At 34.9% G+C, this 18,465-nt stretch carries 15 protein-coding genes and 2 tRNA genes; 14 read left to right on the top strand and 3 right to left on the bottom strand.

What is annotated here, in order from left to right; translation table 11 throughout:
* Window positions 1–529: 529 nt before the first annotated feature.
* The gene (locus tag MSWAN_RS02190; protein WP_320406976.1) at window positions 530–1,852 is read right to left on the bottom strand and encodes a DASS family sodium-coupled anion symporter; all 1,323 of its coding nucleotides are present in this window, start codon (window positions 1,850–1,852) and stop codon (window positions 530–532) included.
* Window positions 1,853–2,644: 792 nt separating this feature from the next.
* Here MSWAN_RS02190 and MSWAN_RS02185 point away from each other — a divergent pair.
* Both MSWAN_RS02185 and MSWAN_RS02180 read left to right on the top strand, forming a co-directional pair.
* A tRNA-Gly gene (locus tag MSWAN_RS02185) sits at window positions 2,645–2,718 on the top strand.
* 2 nt (window positions 2,719–2,720) lie between these two features.
* A tRNA-Gly gene (locus MSWAN_RS02180) sits at window positions 2,721–2,794 on the top strand.
* A gap of 209 nt (window positions 2,795–3,003) precedes the next feature.
* On the opposite strand, the gene MSWAN_RS02175 is transcribed toward MSWAN_RS02180, so the two are convergent.
* The gene (locus MSWAN_RS02175; RefSeq protein ID WP_013824978.1) at window positions 3,004–3,405 is read right to left on the bottom strand and encodes a CBS domain-containing protein; all 402 of its coding nucleotides are present in this window, start codon (window positions 3,403–3,405) and stop codon (window positions 3,004–3,006) included.
* 368 nt (window positions 3,406–3,773) lie between these two features.
* Between MSWAN_RS02175 and nikR the strand changes: the two genes are divergently transcribed.
* The 12 genes from nikR to MSWAN_RS02115 all read left to right on the top strand — a co-directional run bounded on the left by nikR (window position 3,774) and on the right by MSWAN_RS02115 (window position 17,751).
* The gene (gene nikR / locus MSWAN_RS02170) at window positions 3,774–4,190 is read left to right on the top strand and encodes a nickel-responsive transcriptional regulator NikR (protein WP_013824977.1); all 417 of its coding nucleotides are present in this window, start codon (window positions 3,774–3,776) and stop codon (window positions 4,188–4,190) included.
* A gap of 112 nt (window positions 4,191–4,302) precedes the next feature.
* Window positions 4,303–5,106 (top strand): methyltransferase domain-containing protein, encoded by an 804-nt coding sequence (locus MSWAN_RS02165; protein ID WP_013824976.1) that lies wholly within the window; start codon window positions 4,303–4,305, stop codon window positions 5,104–5,106.
* Window positions 5,078–5,620 (top strand): hydrogenase maturation peptidase HycI, encoded by a 543-nt coding sequence (gene hycI / locus MSWAN_RS02160; RefSeq protein WP_013824975.1) that lies wholly within the window; start codon window positions 5,078–5,080, stop codon window positions 5,618–5,620. Before MSWAN_RS02165 ends, hycI begins: the two co-directional genes overlap by 29 nt.
* A gap of 446 nt (window positions 5,621–6,066) precedes the next feature.
* Window positions 6,067–7,290: an ATP-grasp domain-containing protein gene (locus tag MSWAN_RS02155; protein ID WP_013824974.1), complete on the top strand. Its 1,224-nt coding sequence runs from the start codon at window positions 6,067–6,069 to the stop codon at window positions 7,288–7,290.
* Between the two features lie 239 nt (window positions 7,291–7,529).
* Window positions 7,530–8,531, top strand: coding sequence for a glycosyltransferase family 4 protein (locus tag MSWAN_RS02150; RefSeq protein WP_144011603.1), 1,002 nt, complete (start codon window positions 7,530–7,532; stop codon window positions 8,529–8,531).
* Window positions 8,532–8,724: 193 nt separating this feature from the next.
* Window positions 8,725–10,158 (top strand): Mur ligase family protein, encoded by a 1,434-nt coding sequence (locus MSWAN_RS02145; protein ID WP_013824972.1) that lies wholly within the window; start codon window positions 8,725–8,727, stop codon window positions 10,156–10,158.
* Window positions 10,159–11,042: 884 nt separating this feature from the next.
* Window positions 11,043–12,557 (top strand): Mur ligase family protein, encoded by a 1,515-nt coding sequence (locus MSWAN_RS02140; protein ID WP_013824971.1) that lies wholly within the window; start codon window positions 11,043–11,045, stop codon window positions 12,555–12,557.
* Complete coding sequence (locus tag MSWAN_RS02135; RefSeq protein ID WP_013824970.1) at window positions 12,550–14,172, top strand: Mur ligase family protein; 1,623 nt, start codon at window positions 12,550–12,552, stop codon at window positions 14,170–14,172. The genes MSWAN_RS02140 and MSWAN_RS02135 overlap by 8 nt, the downstream gene beginning before the upstream one ends.
* A gap of 395 nt (window positions 14,173–14,567) precedes the next feature.
* The gene (locus tag MSWAN_RS12985; protein WP_048187836.1) at window positions 14,568–14,855 is read left to right on the top strand and encodes a Mur ligase family protein; all 288 of its coding nucleotides are present in this window, start codon (window positions 14,568–14,570) and stop codon (window positions 14,853–14,855) included.
* A 597-nt stretch (window positions 14,856–15,452) separates the two neighbouring features.
* Window positions 15,453–15,887 carry a hypothetical protein gene (locus MSWAN_RS02125; RefSeq protein WP_013824969.1) on the top strand — a complete coding sequence of 145 codons (435 nt, stop codon included), beginning with the start codon at window positions 15,453–15,455 and terminating at the stop codon, window positions 15,885–15,887.
* Window positions 15,888–15,892: 5 nt separating this feature from the next.
* Window positions 15,893–17,155: a hypothetical protein gene (locus MSWAN_RS02120; RefSeq protein WP_048187833.1), complete on the top strand. Its 1,263-nt coding sequence runs from the start codon at window positions 15,893–15,895 to the stop codon at window positions 17,153–17,155.
* Between the two features lie 230 nt (window positions 17,156–17,385).
* Window positions 17,386–17,751 (top strand): DUF356 domain-containing protein, encoded by a 366-nt coding sequence (locus MSWAN_RS02115; protein ID WP_013824967.1) that lies wholly within the window; start codon window positions 17,386–17,388, stop codon window positions 17,749–17,751.
* Between the two features lie 205 nt (window positions 17,752–17,956).
* Here MSWAN_RS02115 and MSWAN_RS02110 read toward each other — a convergent pair whose 3' ends face one another.
* Window positions 17,957–18,424: a multiprotein bridging factor aMBF1 gene (locus MSWAN_RS02110; RefSeq protein ID WP_013824966.1), complete on the bottom strand. Its 468-nt coding sequence runs from the start codon at window positions 18,422–18,424 to the stop codon at window positions 17,957–17,959.
* Window positions 18,425–18,465: the final 41 nt, after the last annotated feature.

The raw sequence follows: 18,465 nt of genomic DNA, 5'->3' as shown, positions 1-18,465 counted from the left end.
ACCATCCTTTAAAACCAGGATCAACTTCAATCAGATATATTCTTGAGGAATAAAAATTTTAAAATAATATATCAAGTTTTTCCATCATTTTAAGCTTTTTAAAAATTTTAGAATTATTAAACCCATTTCTATTAGTGTAATATTAATAAATTCATACTTTAGAACTTTCTATTCTTTGAACAATATCATATATAAATTTTCCTATTGTTAATTGTCTTAAATGCATTTTAAACCCATAAAAAAACCAGATATCTTTATTAAAAGATTAATAATAGCTATTAAAATAAAAAACCGAACTTTAATGAATTTAAAGTTTAAAGGTCGCTTAAGCTAAAACCCTTATTTAGAGAAACAACTTTAAAATGCAATATTGATTTTAAAAAAAATAAATTAAAAATAGGGGGGTTAATTGCAGATAATAACTTTTCTGCAACTAGCTTTTTGTTCTGCAATTACTCCTTCTCCTTAATTTTTCCAAATTCGAATCTAAAATTTATGTTTAGTCATATTTTAGATTTTTTTTCTGTAGTTAACCCAGGAATGGCACTGCGATTGTCAGTAAGACAATTATGGTCAGAATAATACCTATCACAACCATAGGCACACCTGCTTTCAAGATCTCCTTGATGTTCACGTAACCTGTCCCATATGCCATTGCAACTGTTGGATCTGCCATTGGGAACATGAAAGACAGTGAACAAGCAATTGCCACAGGCACAGCATAAATACCAACCGGCTGACCCTGAGCAGAAGCCAAAGTCACGGCAATAGGCACCAAAATAGCTGAAAGTGCTATATTGGACATAACCTGTGTGAAAATCACAGCAACAACCATCAGCAAGAGCATAATGATCAACGTTGAAGGATTACCTCCAAGCATACCAATTGCATCATGTATCAAGTAGTTTGCGGCTCCAGTGTTCAAGAGTGCTGCTCCAAGGGCTAAAGCACCTCCGAAGAATATGATTAATCCCCAATCAATGTTCTTCTGAGCATCTTTCCAGTCAATAACACCTGTTATAAAGTAGAGTGCTGCACCGATAAGTGCCACCGAGTAACTGTCGAGTCCTGTGATTCCTGTTGTAACCCAAAGACCTATGGTGAAAAACAAAATAACAGCCGTGATTTTCTCAGTTCTATTTATAGACCCCAGCTTACTCAACGTGTTGGTCAAAGTCTCTTTACCACCAACAATACCCTCAACCTCCGGAGGGAACACCCACTGCAACGTCTTCCAAATAACAAAAAGCATAACAATCGCAAGCGGAAATCCGAAGACCATCCAATTAGCAAAAGGCAAATGCGTATAAGCAGCTGCCATCAAGTTCGGCGCCGTACCAATCTCCGTTCCAAATCCCCCAGCAAGAGAACCATATGAAGCACCTAAAACCATAGCCTTAGCAAAGTTACTGTTACCCTTCTCAGCATCCTTCACACCCATCAAAGGAATGATCTCCTTAATAATAGGGAGAAGCATTGCAAATGCCACAACATTCTCAATCCAAGCAGAGAGAATTCCCGTAGAAAAAATAGCAGCAAAAAGACTCATACTCGGACTCGTACCAAGCTTTGACAAAAGGAAATAAGTAAAACGTTTTGCAAGCCCACTTTTACGAATAGCCTCAGCCAAGATAAATCCACCAATCATCAAGAAGATGATGGGATTAGCAAACCCAACCGCAGCATTACTAAAACTCTCAATGCCAAGCAAAGGCAGCAAAAACATGATCATAATGGACGTCACAGCCAAATTAACAGTCTCACTAGCCCACATCACAATGGCAAAAACCAAAAGCGCAAGAGCAGCATGACCCGGATAACTTAAACCACTCAGAGGAACCAATAAAACCACTAAAAAAGCTAAAATACCCACAACAAAACCAACAACTTTTTTATTAACGTCTGAATTCGTTTTTTATACCCCCACCTCTTTTTCCAGATAAAACATCCGTATTATTAAAAACCATTTAACAATCCCATAAAATATCCACAAAATCCAATTAAATACAATATCTAAAACATTGATTAATTTCTAACTAAAATTTCTAACATTTAATCATTATAACCCAATTCATGGAGTTCATGCCCTTTAAAATAGACACATCAATTAAGATTAAAGGATTACATCATAACCGGAAGTAAGTTACCTTCTACCACCATATAAATGTTTCTGAAATTAAGATTTATTCCAGTAAAATTTAGTTTTGAAGTCTTTAAACAACCATTTAACCCATTTAACCAGAATATCTTAACAAATTAACTGAATTAACTTTTAAAATTTTATCATCATATCTATTGATTGTAATTGATTCAGGGATTATGATAGATTCATGGATTATGATAATAATGGATATTTTTTTCTGAATCATCTGAATTTGGGAAAATACTCTAAAACTTTAAACCAAATTCTTTCTGATTAACTAAACATTGTATTTTTCATTTAATTTCTCAAATTAATCAATAGTAAACATAATGTTAAGAAGTTAAGACCTATATTAAGTTTATCCTTAAATTAGTCATTAAGTATGTTTTTTACAGTTATTTTTATGATATCCCAAATTAAAATTTTTTTTTATCTTATTAAAACCTAAAAGCTTATATAGAATAAACATAAAACCATGATACGCGGTCATAGCCAAGACACGCGGCGTTAGTCCAGCTTGGTTAAGACACTAGCCTGCCACGCTAGTGACCCGGGTTCAAATCCCGGACGCCGCATTGCGGTTGTAGTCTAGTCTGGTTAGGACTTGGGCCTTCCAAGCCTACGACCCGGGTTCAAATCCCGGCAGCCGCATTTTTATCTTTTTATTGTTCAGTTACCCTATTTTCAACTCTATTCTTTCAGTCTTTTCATTTTCTACTAATTATCATACCTATTTCTGTTATAGTTTCATTTCAAAAATATCAATAAAGTATTTTGGAATATTTATTGAACAACAATGTTTCATAGATATATAAAGATAAAAAAAGATTTAAAATAAACAGAACCTATTTATAAGTTTATTATATGGGCACCAGTAATTCTGCTGCCACCATCCGGCATATATCTGTTTTAGTGATTACCCCTACAGGCTTTTCATCTTCTAAAACCAGAAGTCCTGAAACATCAGCTCTCACCATCAAATTAGCAGCATCTTCAATTCCATCATCAGCAGATATGGTTATAGTGTCCTCTGACATAATATCCTCAATTTTAAGGGTTCCAATTTCCTTTGTGGTTGGTTTTATACTTCCAAGAACGCCTATCAGATCTGAGTAAGATACTACACCCCGAGGGTTCCCTTTCTCATCCATAACAAAAAGTCTTCTTACGCCTTCTTTGTACATCTTCTCAAATGCTTCCAATGGCTTTATATCAGGGTTTACAGTTATAACTCCTTTATTCATGGCTTCTTTAACTTTCATTTTACCACTCCAAATTAGCATTGATCAATAAAAATATTACATAAGATATTACATAATATAATATACTCAAACATTGATTAATAAGTTATGAGATTTAATCTGGTGTTATAGTATATTAATTTTAATTTTAATTCCAATAAATTTTGTTTACATAGAACAATATTGTTCTTATAGGACAAAATTTAAATACTAATTAAATACTTAAAAAAACCATAGAATAGTATTAAGTTTGCATTAAGATTTAATCACTTCTATGAGTTACTATATTACCAATATTGTTTAAAAGAAGCAATATTGCTATTGAAAGGTAAGCTTTATATAGTAATATAATTGTATTACGATAATATAAAAATGGAGGGAAAATCGTGATGAGAATTAGTATGTCATTGCCAAAGAAGCTTTTAAATGAATTTGATGAAGTACTTAAAGATCGAGGATATCAATCAAGATCAAAAGGAATTAGAGACGCTCTAAAAGATTACATAGTCCGATACCAGTGGATGAATGAAATGGAAGGTGACAGGATAGGAATAATCGCTGTTATATACGATCACCACTACACCGGAGTGATGGAAGATCTAACAGATATCCAGCACGACTACAGAGATTACATAAATGCAGTTATGCACGTCCACATGACAGAAAAGTACTGTCTTGAGGTAGTTGTTGTTAAAGGGGACGTAAAATACATCCGCGACCTAACAGAGAAAATAATGAGACTCAAAGGCGTGGAACATGTGAAACTCACGAGCACGGCCAGCGGCGAGAAAATAGATAAAACCTAAATGAACGTCGTAATATTATAATCTGAGCCTATATAAGTCTGTGAAGGAAGTAAAGTTTGAATTGGGAAACCTTCAAAACAAAAAAAAGATAAACAAGCATTAAAGATTAAAAATGTATGAAACATCCTATCACCACGACTTAACATCAGATTATGAAAGATTGGCTGGCTTTTATGAAGCCATAATAAATAATGCTAACGGAATTGTATACGATATAGGTGCAGGTTCAGGGATTCTTTCTACCTGGGCTGCCCCGTATGCAAATTTTGTTTATGCAGTTGAAATAAATCCGAACGTTGCAAAACGTACAGAATCACAATTAAAAGATTTTAAAAACATCAAAGTGATACTGGGCGATGCAAAAAATACTCTTTTTTTACAGAAGGCTAATTTAGAGAAAGCAGACCTTATAATCTGTGAAATGCTGGACACTGCACTCATAGACGAGGAGCAGGTCCCTGTTCTCAATTCAGTTGCAAAAAATCTGAAAGCATGTGGCGAAATCATTCCAAACGGAATTATTAATGGTGTTGAACCTGTAGAAATTGATGTTGAACATATCTGTTATGATGAGGATGGTAGCCCCAAAAATAAGGTGCTTGGCGACCTTTTAATCTACGACAAGATCGATTTTAAAGATCAAATTGACAAGAACAAATGGATAGACGAAAACATTGATCTAATGCTTGATCTTAAAATAAACAAAAAAGGGACTGTTTCTGGAATAAAGATCACAACTTTTACATTGATAACACAGGACATAATATGCGGCCCCACACCCATGTTAAATCCTCCTTTAATTATTCCAACAAACAAATTGAAGGTTGATGAAGGGAACAGTATAAAGCTCAGTTTAAGTTACATTATGGGTGGTGGATTAAATAGCATTGAAGCTTCAATTAAAAGAATTTCTTAAAGATCACGCTGAAAAAAGTGATGGGGATAAATGCCACAATGAAAACCATACCCACACAAAGATCCTATTTTTAGGAATAGGAAATGATATGTTGGGCGATGATGCTATTGGGCCTGTAACAGTAAATAAATTATCAGAAATCTTCAAAAGACGCACAGATATCATGGTCATCAACGGAGGAACAGTGCCTGAAAACTACACAGGTATCATCCGAAGGGAAACCCCATCCCATCTAATTTTTATTGACGCTGTGGAAATGGGAAAAGAACCTGGACATATAAGGCTCGTTGAAAAGGATGAAATTGCAAATTACAGCATTTCAACCCATGCAATGCCAATATCATTCCTAATAAAGTACCTGGAATCTTCAGTGGACGCCCAGATAATATTAATCGGAATTCAACCTAAAAACATGGACATGACTCAAAGTACTTTAAAAAAAGATGTTATTTCAAGTGAAGTTGAAAAAAGTATTGAGGAGATTGTTGAAATATTAAAAAGCATTTTAAATTAAAAGATCTGACTTAAATAAAAGATTGACTTAGATTTAACTTAAAAATGTTAATTTAATATTCTATATTTTAGTAAGATACCAATTTATATAATCATATAATTCCACATAATACCTTTTTGAATCATTAAACTTTTTTTTTAGTGCTTATTCTCTGATTCAAGTTTCATCAACACATCAATATCATGTTTATTTATTTACTCAGGCATTATATATTATTTGATTAGTTATTTTGTATCTATTTGATAATCCCCCTAACTTTCGCATCTTAACAATATCTACCCCTTTAACAACAAATTGATTACGCAGGTAACAATAAATTTATAATATAAATAAAAGGTTGATCTAAGATTAAAGAAGAATATCTAACCACCAAATAAGGTGGTATGAGTTAGTTTCTACCTATCTAAAAGATTTTAATAGTATTTTAAAGATAATCCAGTGATAAAATGAAAATATTGTTTATAGGCGCCAGACTTTTCGACGATGTTGCGCTTTATGCGGAAAAAAAAGGAATAACAACGATTTTAACAGAATCAAACAAAAAATCATCTAACCTTAAACTTGCTGACTCTTATTATATAGTTTCGCGAGGAATGGAAGAACCGAAGGAAATTGCACTCAAAGAAGATGTTGACGCAATCATACCACTCATTGGGGTTGATGGGCCCTTACGTGAAATTGCAAAGATGAAAGAAGAGCTCGAAAGAGTGTATGGACTGCCTGTTATTACATCCGGAGTTGCTGCAACTTCAATTTCAGGAGATAAAATTAAAACAAAGGAATTTTTGACTGCAAACGGTATAAAAACTCCTCAATTTAGTAAAATTTCAGAAAAAATTTCTATTCCAGAAAGCAATCCTCCACATTCAGAAAAAGCTTTTAAATCATTAAAAAATGATAATTCCCAAAATATTTCAACAAAAGAATATTTAAAGACCCACCTACCTCTTGTTCTAAAACAGGCCGAAGGACAGGGTGGTTCTGGTGTAAAAGTTGCCTCATCCCCAAGTGATATTGATAATTACTTTGAAGAAGTTGGTAACGATCTTGAAGAGACCTTTTTAGAAAAGTTTATAGATGGAATTGAAGTTTCAATAGAAGTTTTAAGGTACAATAATAAATCGGTCCCTTTAGTACCTGTATATAAGGGAAACACTACTCTGGAAGGTATTCATCCCCTCAATAAAGTTAAAAAGGCCCCATTAGAAATAGATGGTATCAACAATCAACAGAACAATCAGAACATAAGAGAACTTGCAGATAAAATTGCTAATCTAGTAGGTGTTGAAGGAACCGTAGACATTGACCTTATATTTGATAAAGAAACAAAGCAGAATTACGTCATAGAAATGAACACCCGCCCAAGCGGTACAAGGTACATCACAGCAGCTTCAACAGGGATAAATCCCGTGCAAGAACTGGTTAACATGGCATTGGGGGAATGGGATGCCCGTAAACTTAAAAAGATGATGAAATCTTTTTCTGCCCTTGAGATACCGGTTGGAAGTTACGAAAGCAACAGAAATAATTATAAATTCAGGGATTTCCCCGAAGAGAACTCTTGGATCGTTCACGGCCCTGCAAATTATGAACGTGTAACAATTCGTGGTAAAACATGTCAAGATGCTTTGAAAAATGTCAGGAACTTGAATATAAATTTTAAGATTTAACTGTGAAGAATAATTTAAACTTATGTTGAAGAATAAATTATAAATGATTTAAATTAATTGATTTAATTAAGTTAACAGATTTATTAATTTAAAATAAAATTAAGGGTAAATAGAAAGTTAGAGTAAAAATAACTATAAAAAAATAATTATAATACAAAGGTGGTAATTTGAGCAATATTCAGATAGGCTTTTTCATATTCATTATCGCATTCCTATCAACACTGTTTTTCACTCTTTTTATGAGGAAGGTGCTGAAATACGCAGACGTAAGGGACAATCCAATAGTAACGGAACATCGTTATAAGGCAGGAACTCCAACCATGGGAGGTCTTGCAATATTACTTGGAGTCCTTTTGGCAGCATGTGTTTATTTCACAGACAAAAACCTGATCCTGACCGTGATGATCATGATGACAGCCGGACTCATTGGACTGGTTGATGATCTGATAGGCCTTAAAACCAAGGAATTCCAGAAACTTATAAGAAACATATCATCAGAACCCATAGAAATAGGTAGATTAACCTTAAAAACTGGTGAAAATGCAAGGGTCACAACACCTAAAGCAAAAGAAGATTTTAAAAAACTTCTTGAAGAGAAAAAAATCGAGATCATCGATGAAGTTCCAATAAAAAAAGAAGTGAAAGAAAACGAGAAAATATTCGCTCAGATATTGATCTCACTCTTCTTGGTGGCATCTGGAGCGGTTAGCACATCTGTAATGGGATTTAATATTGGTCTTTTCGTGATCCCTGTTGTAATATTTGGTATAGTTGGATCAATAAATGCTGTAAACCTTATAGATGGAATGGACGGACTTGCAGCAGGTATAATTGCAATAGCATCAGTGGCATGTGCAATCTTTTCAATATCCACAGGTAACGTGGATGGTTCAATACCATTTATAGTAATAGCTGGTGCCTGTTTCGGTTTTCTAGTATTCAACAAGTATCCTGCAACCATATTCATGGGTGATACCGGTTCATTTGCATTGGGAGCAGGATACATAACTGCCGCATTTTTAGGAAACGTTATATACTTTGCAGTGATTGCACTGGCAGTTCCTATAATCTCAGTTGTAGTAAGCCTCATGCACAGGGCTCATATCATAAAGTTACCTGTTGAACCTTTACACCACACCCTGAACTACAAAGGATTGTCTGAGAAAAAGATAATAGCTCTCTACTGGGGTTTAACATTAATAATATGCGCAGCTGCGATTTATCTCTACCATGCAATCTAATTCTTGTATTATTGATATATGGGTAGTTATGTGTCTGGATGGGTAGTTATGTGTCTGGATGGGTAGTTATGTGTCTGGATCTCTAAGATGTACTTTAGTAAGTCAGTTAGGCAAATTAGTCATTAATGTAAAATACATCGATTGAACCTCCAAAAGCATTGAAAAAAAGATTGAATGGGTACGTGAAGAAAAAATGGACATCATTAAAACATCTTATCTGGCAGATAAAGTAAATGGAAAACTTATCGGACCAGATAAAGAAATTTCTGGCATTTTCAATTTTCTTAATACTTCAAAAAGAGGAGATGCTGTAATAAGGCACTGGATAGATGAGAAAGGTGTTGAAATCGCAGTCTCCAAGGGCGTTTCATGTATAATAACCCAAAATCCGCAAGGAAATGCCATTGAAACTGCAAAAAAGTTAAAATTCCCACTCATAATCACAGAAAAGATAGAACTTGCCAATGCCTTCGCAATTAGTTGGGCAGTTGAGAACTTTGCAACAGATTCCATTCGAATTGTTGTAACAGGTACAAATGGTAAATCAACAACTACCCATATGATTTACAGTATCCTTAAGGAAGCTGGTTACAACACATACACAAACACTGATTCAAAATCTGAATTCAACACATTGATTGATCCCATCGTTTCAAAGCAGATTGCAGAGTTTCCAGACAAAATTGAAGCCATGGTCGTGGAGGTTTCAGAGGTCCAAGGCTGGCTTGGTAAGTTAATGAAAAACCACGCCAGTTTAATGACCTCTGCAATTGACCCAAACGTGGTCGTACTTACAAACGTTGCACTGGATCATATAGGTCTTGTAAATTCAGTTGAAGAGGCCTTTGATGAAATATCAGGTTCAATTAAAGCATTGAAAAAACCCAAAAAGACCATTGCCGTCTTAAATCATGATGATCCTCTAATACGAAAGATGGAAAATTTCAAAGGCAATGATACTGAAGTTATTTTTTATGGGGAAGGCGCAGCCGTAGAATCCAAGGCGGAAGGGATATTTTATGAAGGCAAACTTCTCATTAAAAAAGAGGATCTGCCCTTCAAGAGTCAACACTTCATCCAGAATACAATGGCAGCAATAGAAGCATCTCTATCATTAAATGTAGATTTAAAATACATAAAAAGTGCTGTAACTTCATATAAACCTTTGAAAAGAAGGTTCAACATCTTAAGTCAAAATCCGCTCATAATTGATGATTTTGCCCACAACCCCAATGGAATAGTTGTAACCATAAACAGTGCAGCCAAAATAACTAAAGGAAAGTTATGCCTCGTAACTGCAATAAGGGGTTCAAGAGGTGACCCAATAAACCTTGCAAATGCAGAAGCAATTGTTAAAGGTCTTAAGGGTCTTGAAAAGGGAACTAATTTCAATTTAATAATAACCACGAGCACTGACTTTGTTGACAAAGCAAACGTTGTGAAAAACTCTGAAAAAGATGTATTTCTAAATACGCTTGAAAAAGAAGGCTTAAGTTATATTTTCCATGAAACATTACACAATGCATTAAAAGCTGCCCTCAAATCTGCAGGAAAAGAGGATACTATCCTATTAATTGGGGCACAAGGAATGGATCCTGCATCAGATGTTCTTAGATCAATTGATTAAATTATTTAATTTAGATTACTTAAATTAAGATTACTTAAAATTAGATTACTTAAAATTAGATTACTTAAAATTAGATTACTTAAAATTAGATTACTTAAAATTAGATTACTTAAAATTAGATTACTTAAAATTAGATTACTTAAAATTAAGCCTGTGTACTATGCTCCCACTTATTATAAAAGTTTTTAGGTTTCTATTCCAAAAAATAATGAGTTTAAACAAGAATAGAAAGAAATTGTTATCAAAACACAAAATTCAAAACCTCCCAACTCCAATACAATAAAATTAGTGTAAAACTTTTGGTAATTAACTACAATAACTTTTATATTTATGAAAAAACCCGTTTAACAGACTGACTACAGCATCAAACCTTATTCTCTATCTTTTCTATTCTTTCTATTCAGCATATATTTTTCAAATTTATTTCTAAATTACAAATTCTTATTGCTGATCTAAATTTTACATCCCAATTAACCGTTACACTTCAAAAATTTAATAATACTGATCTTAATAAAATCAATAATTTATAAGTTTATAAGTGACTTTTACACAATTTAAAAGAAAGATAATTCAACGAAACATTTTTTTAATAGTTCATGGGAATTAAGAAATAAAAATATTTTTTCAAAAAAATCTTCATTCACACGAGTTGAGTACAAAAAAATTAAATTCAAAATTAAGTCATTAAAGATTAGATTTTAAAAAATTTTAAAGAGTCAAAGAAAATTAAATTCAAAAGGTTTAACTTTTCAAAGTATCACATTAAAGACGCCAAAATTTTTTTAACAGTTACACATTTTAATCATGATAACTTTTAAGTAGCGAATTAACCTTACATCTGAAAAAAACTTTGAACCAAAAAAATCAAAAAGAGAGCTTTTATTATGAATTGTATAGTTATAGGTGCAGGTAACGCAGGACGTCCTGTTGCAAGGATTTTAAACCACATAGGCAATAAGGTAAGGATCACAGACAGCAAAAATCTGGAAAAATTCCCGGAAAAAGTGCAAGAAACCCTTTTAAAAATGGAAGAAGAAGGAGTGGAACTACAACTTGGCTCGAACACTCCAGATTTTAGTGGTGTAGACTCTGTATATGTTTCACCGGCAATACCCAAAAAAGCCCCAATTATGGAAGAAATAGCCAGTAAAATAGAAAACAAAGAATTAAAGTTAGTTAGTAATGAAGATGTATCATCCATAATCAACGATCTGATTGATATAGATACTATAGGAATAACAGGAACCGTTGGTAAAACCAGCACCAGCCACGCAATTTATGAAATATTTAAAAACGCCGGGTACAAAGTTTGGCTGTGTTCCTCCAGAATGGGCAACCTTTTAAGTGAAACCATAATCGATGGAATAGTCAGGGGTCTTCCCAAGGAAAATGATATTGCAGTGCTTGAAATACCCCACGGAACTTTAGGGATAATGTTCAAGGTTCATCTTAAGGTGGCTGTGCTTACAAATATTTACATTGACCACCTTGATGAATTTGACAATTCCATGGAAAAATATGCAGCTAGAAAGCGTATGATAAGCTGTTCAAGCGATTTACTGGTTGCAGGTGCACCCTGCAGGAAGTACATTGGGGATTTAAAGGATACCGTGTTTTACTGTTTTAATGAACCTGAATTTGCTTCAGAGCTTTCAAATATTGAAGGGTCTGACTCAGAAGATGTTTCTAAAAAATCCGAAACTCCTGAATATGAAAATTCCAAATGCCATATCTCAGGTTACTTTGAAAATGGCATGTTGGGATTGAAGTATAATCTGGAAGGAGTTCCCCATGTATCAGGCAATAAATCGGGTGAACTCAAAACCCCATTTAAACCCCTCGGATACTACCTTGAAAACTCAATAGGTGCAGCCACAGCTGCACTGTGTTACGGTTTGGATGAAAAATCCATTGAAAAAGGCCTGAGCAAGTTCAATGGAGTTCCAGGACGCCTGGAATACGTTGGAGATTATAAAGGAAGAGATGTTTACCTTGATCCATCCCATGTGATTGAAGGATTTATAAAAGCCCTCAGTCTTTTTCCAGGCCGGAACCTCATTGTGTTAGTAGAAAATTTTGACACAGCAAACTCTCGAGACAAGGAGAAACTTGGAGAAGTGGTTGCCAGATATGCAAATGTCATGATCTGCAGTGCATACAATGAAACAATGGACAGGTTGGAGAGACATGTTATTCCTGAGACTTTTAAAGGAGTTAAAGACCCAAATATACTGAAAATTGGGGTTGATTATCTAAAAACTGCAGGAGAGCTTTCAATTAAATATTCAAAACCTGGTGATGTTATAATACATGTGGGTCCCGGTGCCATAACCAGCTACGATAGCACTAAGTTCAAGATGATGTCTGGAATAGAGGAAGGATGCAAAAAGTATGAGTAAAGACGTAGAAAACATGAGTGAACCCGGTTCAAACATGGAAAATGAAACATCTTCAAGAACAGGCAAAGAATCATCAGATGATGAAGGACAGCTTCCACAAGATGGCACCTATGGAGTTGTGGGTGTCTGTGGTGTGGTTGGAAACCTCATTGCAAGGGTGCTCATGGATCATGGCTTCAAAGTTACCTGCACGGACATGAAACCTGAGGCTGAGTGCAAATTCGGGTACACGTTAGAGCCCTACATAAAAAAGTACAGTCCCACCATATACTTTTCAGGCCATCCTGAGTCATTTTTAACTGAATCAGATTATATACTACCTCCACCAAGCCTTTCAAAAACTTCAAAGCTCTTTAAAAGGATAGAGGAAAGTGGAACAAACATTTTAGAAGTTGGGGATGTTTTGAGGTGGGTTAAGCCGGATAAACCAGTTATTTGTATCACAGGAACGAACGGTAAAACCACAACAACCACCCTGTTAAAACATATATGCAGATCTGCGGGTCTGGAACCAACAGAACACGGTTTCAGAGATCTTCAGGGAAACATTGATTACATACCAGCTTTACAGGGAAGGCTCAATGGAGATGTGGCAGTACTTGAAACTGGAACCTTCGGAGTTCCAGAAGATCTTAAACGAGTGATAGAACGCTCGGAACCTTCCTGTGGCATCATTACTAACATTACTCCTGATCACCTTGATAAAGATCAGGACTTTTTAAGCTACGCAAACATAAAGGGAGATTTCATTGAATACCTGAAAAATAAACAGCTAATTGTGAACTCAGATGATCCAACCCTTTGGGGCTTGATCAAGTCTAAAAACTGTTTTAATGTTGTAAGTTTTGGTATGGATTCCCAATCCACAGTGAAAGGTATGAAAAAATGTTGGTGTGGCCGTGAAATTTCCCTTGATGAGACCATATCTGGTGTTGGTTACTACGAGTGCGAATGTGGACTTAAAAGGTCCGAACCTGATTATTTGGCAACAGATATAAATGAGAGTGGCTTTACGCTGAAAACACCCCACGGTTCTATGAAGTTAAATCCAAAGATCATGGGTCTCCACAACATTTACAACATTCTGGGGGCTGTTGCAGGGGCTGTTGAATTTTTCAAAATACCCCTGGAGGATTTAAAAGAAGCTGTTGAAAGTTTTGAAGGGGTTCCAGGACGTCTTGAGCACATGTTCACCTTCAATGAAAAGGACGTTATCGTTGACTATGGACACAACCCTGCAGGTGTTGAAACCGTGCTGAGGGAGCTTAAAAAGGTTTATAATAAATTGACCGCCGTCGTTACCATTTCATCAGAGTCTGGTGCGTCAGGCGATGAGGAAATATTCAGAAAGGTCCTTGAACTTGCAGATTTTGTTGTTCCGGCATCAAGCAGTTCAAGAACAGCAGCAGAAAAACATTTACCCAACGACAAAATAGTAATGACCAGTAGATCACTGGAAAAATTCAGAGAGGGAACACTTGGAGCAACACAGGATCAGGTGATTGAAGGGTTGAAAAGGGGTCTAAAATGTGATGCCTGTGCAGTTGTGTGCCTTGGTGAAGCCGCCTTCAAGTACAAAGAATCAATCATGTCCCTGAAAACCATTGAACTGTGATTTTCAAAATTTAGAATTGATAAAACTTTTAGATTAATAATGAAAGTGATACTTAGGGGTCATAGGTGTTTGTGGCGTGGTTGGAAACCTTGTGGCCAGGGTGCTAATGGATCTACGGATTCAATGTAAATTTGTACAGACACAAAATCCAAGGAAGAATGTAAGTTCAAATACATATTAGAGGAGTATATAAAAAATTATAATCCTACCATCTATTTTTCAGGCAATCCTGAATCATTTTTAAAGAATCAGATTATGTAATACTGCTACCAAGCTTATCTAACAGTTCAAACTTTTTAAAAGGATAAAAGAATCTAAAGCAGAAATTCTAGAAGTTGATGACATTTTAAGGAATATTAAACCAAATAAGCCAGTTCTTTGTATTAGTGGAACAAATGGTAAGACCAAACAACCACTTACTTAAACTATATGCGATCCAAAGGTTTAAAACCCACAGAGCACGGTTTCAAGAATCTCAGGGAAACATCAATTACATACCGCCGTTGCAAGGTAGACTCGACGGAGATGTGGCCATACTGAAAACTGGAACGTTTGGAATTCCAGGAGACCTAAAACTAATGGTCGAACGCTGTGAACCCTCTTGTGGTGTTTTAACTAACATAACGTCAGATCACCTTGAGAACCGTCATGATTTCGTCAATTATGCCCAGAATATTCCATAAGATTTGAATTTAAAGATCATGGGACTTCATAATATGATCATATAACTCAAGGATAGCTGCAGAGAAATTTGGTTCATTTGATTCATCCACTACTTCATCCAATAAAATTATACTAACCAACGAATCAAAGGATAAATTTAAGGAAGGCACTCTTGGAGCAACCCCTGATCAAGTTATTGGGGGGCTGAAAAAGGTTTGAAATGTAACGCAAACGCAGTTGTATGTATTGGTGAGGCTGCCTTTAAATATAGGGATTATGTTAAATCCTTCGAAAAAAGTTTAAAAGAAGATGTTTAAACCTTTGATAATAATGAAATTGAAATATGATTTTTTATAAATTTTTAAAAAAATATTTGACTTTAATTGAATTGATTTAAAATTGAAAACTTATAAAATAATTAATTAAATAAAAGATCAAAATTTAAATCTCAAGACAAATTTAAAGATATTGAAATTAGAATGAATTATTAGAAATAAGATTATATTAGAAATAAAATTTAATTGATATACTTAAAATATCAGACAGTAATTCTCATAAAAATAATATTAAGAATAATATCATGGATTAATTGTAAAAGCAATAGCTGGTGGAATATAATGTTCATAAAAATAAGGAGAGATACTCTAATCATTTTAATACTTGCATTTATGCTCATTGTTTCAGGCAGAGCAATGACATACATGGCATATGCTTCCTCAAACCAGACGGATCAAGGGGTGCAAATATCCGGAGTTCAAATAAAAGGAAATGACATAATACCTACAGACTCAATACGTATCAGTGTAGCTAACGCAGGGTTTAGAACAGGAAGTTATATACAGGGCGACACATTAGTTACTAGCAAACGTTCATTGCCCCTCAGTGAAGCCATAACAAATGCAGAAGAAGCTATCATGTTGACACCTATCCCCGGAACAACTGTAACTCCAATAGTAGCAGCGGATGTTAAGGTGGACACACAAACCGGAATTGTAACTGTGAATGTGATAGAGAACTTTGCCAATTTAAATGTCAATAGTAGTACGGGGTGATGGCAATGAAACAAAGTAACATGATAAAAGTTTTTATATTTCTATTAACCGTAGTCATGGTCATCAGTACATCCGCGGCAACAACTAACATGGTAATCATAACGGACCCAACAGGACAGGATCCAAACGGTGCCGCAGCTGGAAGTATGTCCTATGCCGCAAACATGTTTCAATCAACGTTCCTGTACTCACAGACTAACCACTTTGCAGTTCTCTCTGGTGGTGAAGGTTCAGCGATTCCCAGACTCGAAGCTGTAACTGGAGCTATTAGCAAACTTGAAGACAATGCAACACCAGCAGAGGCAGCAAACACAGCAAACAGTTACTCTGGTATAAGGGTCATGTGCGGAGGTCCCACCGTTGGGGCTGCTGTAGGTGGATATTTTGATGCATACGTGATTACTGTTGCAGATGACGGTACCATAAGCATCAATCATTCCACATCAGGAGTCGCTGTACTGCCTGCAGGAGTGAAAGGTGCCATAATCCACTTGAGAAACACCGAAGGAAACCCCCTGTACGGTACTGCAGATACTGTGCGTCTGCAAACCGCTGAAAATATTGGTAAAATGATAAGGGACGGTTACCCTGCAACTTATATAATTGGACAAGCCTTTGACGAAGTTGCAACAGATGCTGGAGAGAATCACGGTGGAGGTGCCATTAACCTGGTTTCAGGAATAAGCACAGGAGACATGTTCACTCCGGCTGAGCTAAATGAAACGGGATTCGTCATGAACGATCCTTACATGAAAGTGAATTCAGAAACTGGTTGGAGTGTAAATTACCCTGCCGCTGAGAACTATCAAACAGATCCAGATACTGGAGCATCGCTTAAAATTGTTTACGCTTATCAGGCCCTTGAAAATGCCATAACAGTAACATCAAACAGCACCGCAGTATCAGTATATGGGAGTGATGAACTAGGAATAACAGAAACAACCCAAGAAATAGTTGTCGCTTCTGTTAAAAAAGATGGATACGATGCTGATGAAATAGCAAAAGACATAAATGCAGGGATAAAATCTGGCCTACTTGTAGGGGTTAACTACGTAGAACCAAAAGATATAAACGTTAAAGAAAACACCAAAGCTGTGGGTGTCTATTTTAAACCACTCTCAGATAGTAGGACATCCCCCTCATGGGATCTACCAATAAGCTCCTCAGTTCTGAATATGTTCGGAAACATACAGACTGCAATAGGTTTAATACTGGTTATTCTGGTTCTCTTCAGAAGCACCCTCATAAAGTCTTTCCTGAAAAAATGAAAGATAATCTAAAGAATTATAAAAACGTTTAGATTATTATTTCATTACAATTTTTTTCTTTAATTTGCAAAAAAACTTTAATTTTTGGATATTAATTGGATTATTAGATTATAGAGTGTTAAATAAAGAATTCATATTAATAATAAATTTAAAAACCTTAAAACCCTTATTCTTCAGGAATTATTAAAAATTTTATTAAATTTAAATATTCTATATAAATAGGTGAAAAAATGGCTTTAATTTTAATAAGAGCAGAAAATCAAAAAAAACTTTTAAATACTCTTGCAGACATTGAAAGACATGCAAAACTGAAAATAGAGGGAAAACCTCGAGTTATACCTTCCGAATCCGCTGATAAAATTGTAAAAGAAATAATTAAACAGAAATTAAGGTCAAAATCAGAAATAGCAGTTATAACAAAAGTTGAAGATGACACAACAAAGAGCATAGTCCACGTAAGAAAAATACACCCTCCAGCCCATGTAATGGTTATAAGTGAAGAGTATAAAGAGTTTAAAGAGATTGAAAAGAATTTTAAAGAACTTCCACCATTTAAAGGATATTATTCCCACAAAAATAAAGGTAAGAAACCTTGAAACAGACAAATATTGTCGGACTAATCCCAAAACAAATAAACAGTCCTCAAAAAATACCCAAATAGAAAATATTTTTAAAATAGATCTAAAATTAGTGTTTTTAAGGGATGTGTTTAGAAAAAATATTGGAGATACTCCAAAGATATTCCATTAATATTTAATCCTATTTTTTAATTAGGCGGAATATCTCCAGATTAAACCTCGATTAATGTCTTTTTATCCGGGCTATATCACCAATAGTAGTTCCTTTTACATTTGAAGGCCCAGTATCTTCCTGTGTTACATCACTTGTTTTTTCAAGAAGTTCAACCTTGAGGATTCTTTCAAATTTTTTTGCAAGTTTTATATCTGGAACCATTTTAGCGGATTCTATTCTACTTACAACGGAAGCCTTTTCGTATATCTTCTCGCCCAATTCCTCACGAGACCACCTTTTTTTCTCCCGTGCCATCCTTATAATTTCATTATAATTTTCAAGAACTTCATAAACAGGCTCAATTGGTTTATACTGTCTCCTTATACCCTTTGCAGCTCCTGGTCTTTTCGGTTTTGGAGGTTCTCTTTGAACTTTACCAAACTTGGAACAGTCTTTGCACGTGAGCATTATTGATCCTTCAATTTTTGTTTTAATTGGTTTTTCAACTATTTTTTTTCCACATATCTCGCATCTCATGCTGATCCCTTTAGATTTCTGTCATTAATATACATGTGCAC

Origin of the sequence: Methanobacterium paludis (assembly GCF_000214725.1) — an archaeon.
GTDB lineage: Archaea > Methanobacteriota > Methanobacteria > Methanobacteriales > Methanobacteriaceae > Methanobacterium_C > Methanobacterium_C paludis.
The sequence above is the reverse complement of the archived record's forward strand: the minus strand, read 5'-3'. Positions and strand labels throughout refer to the sequence as shown.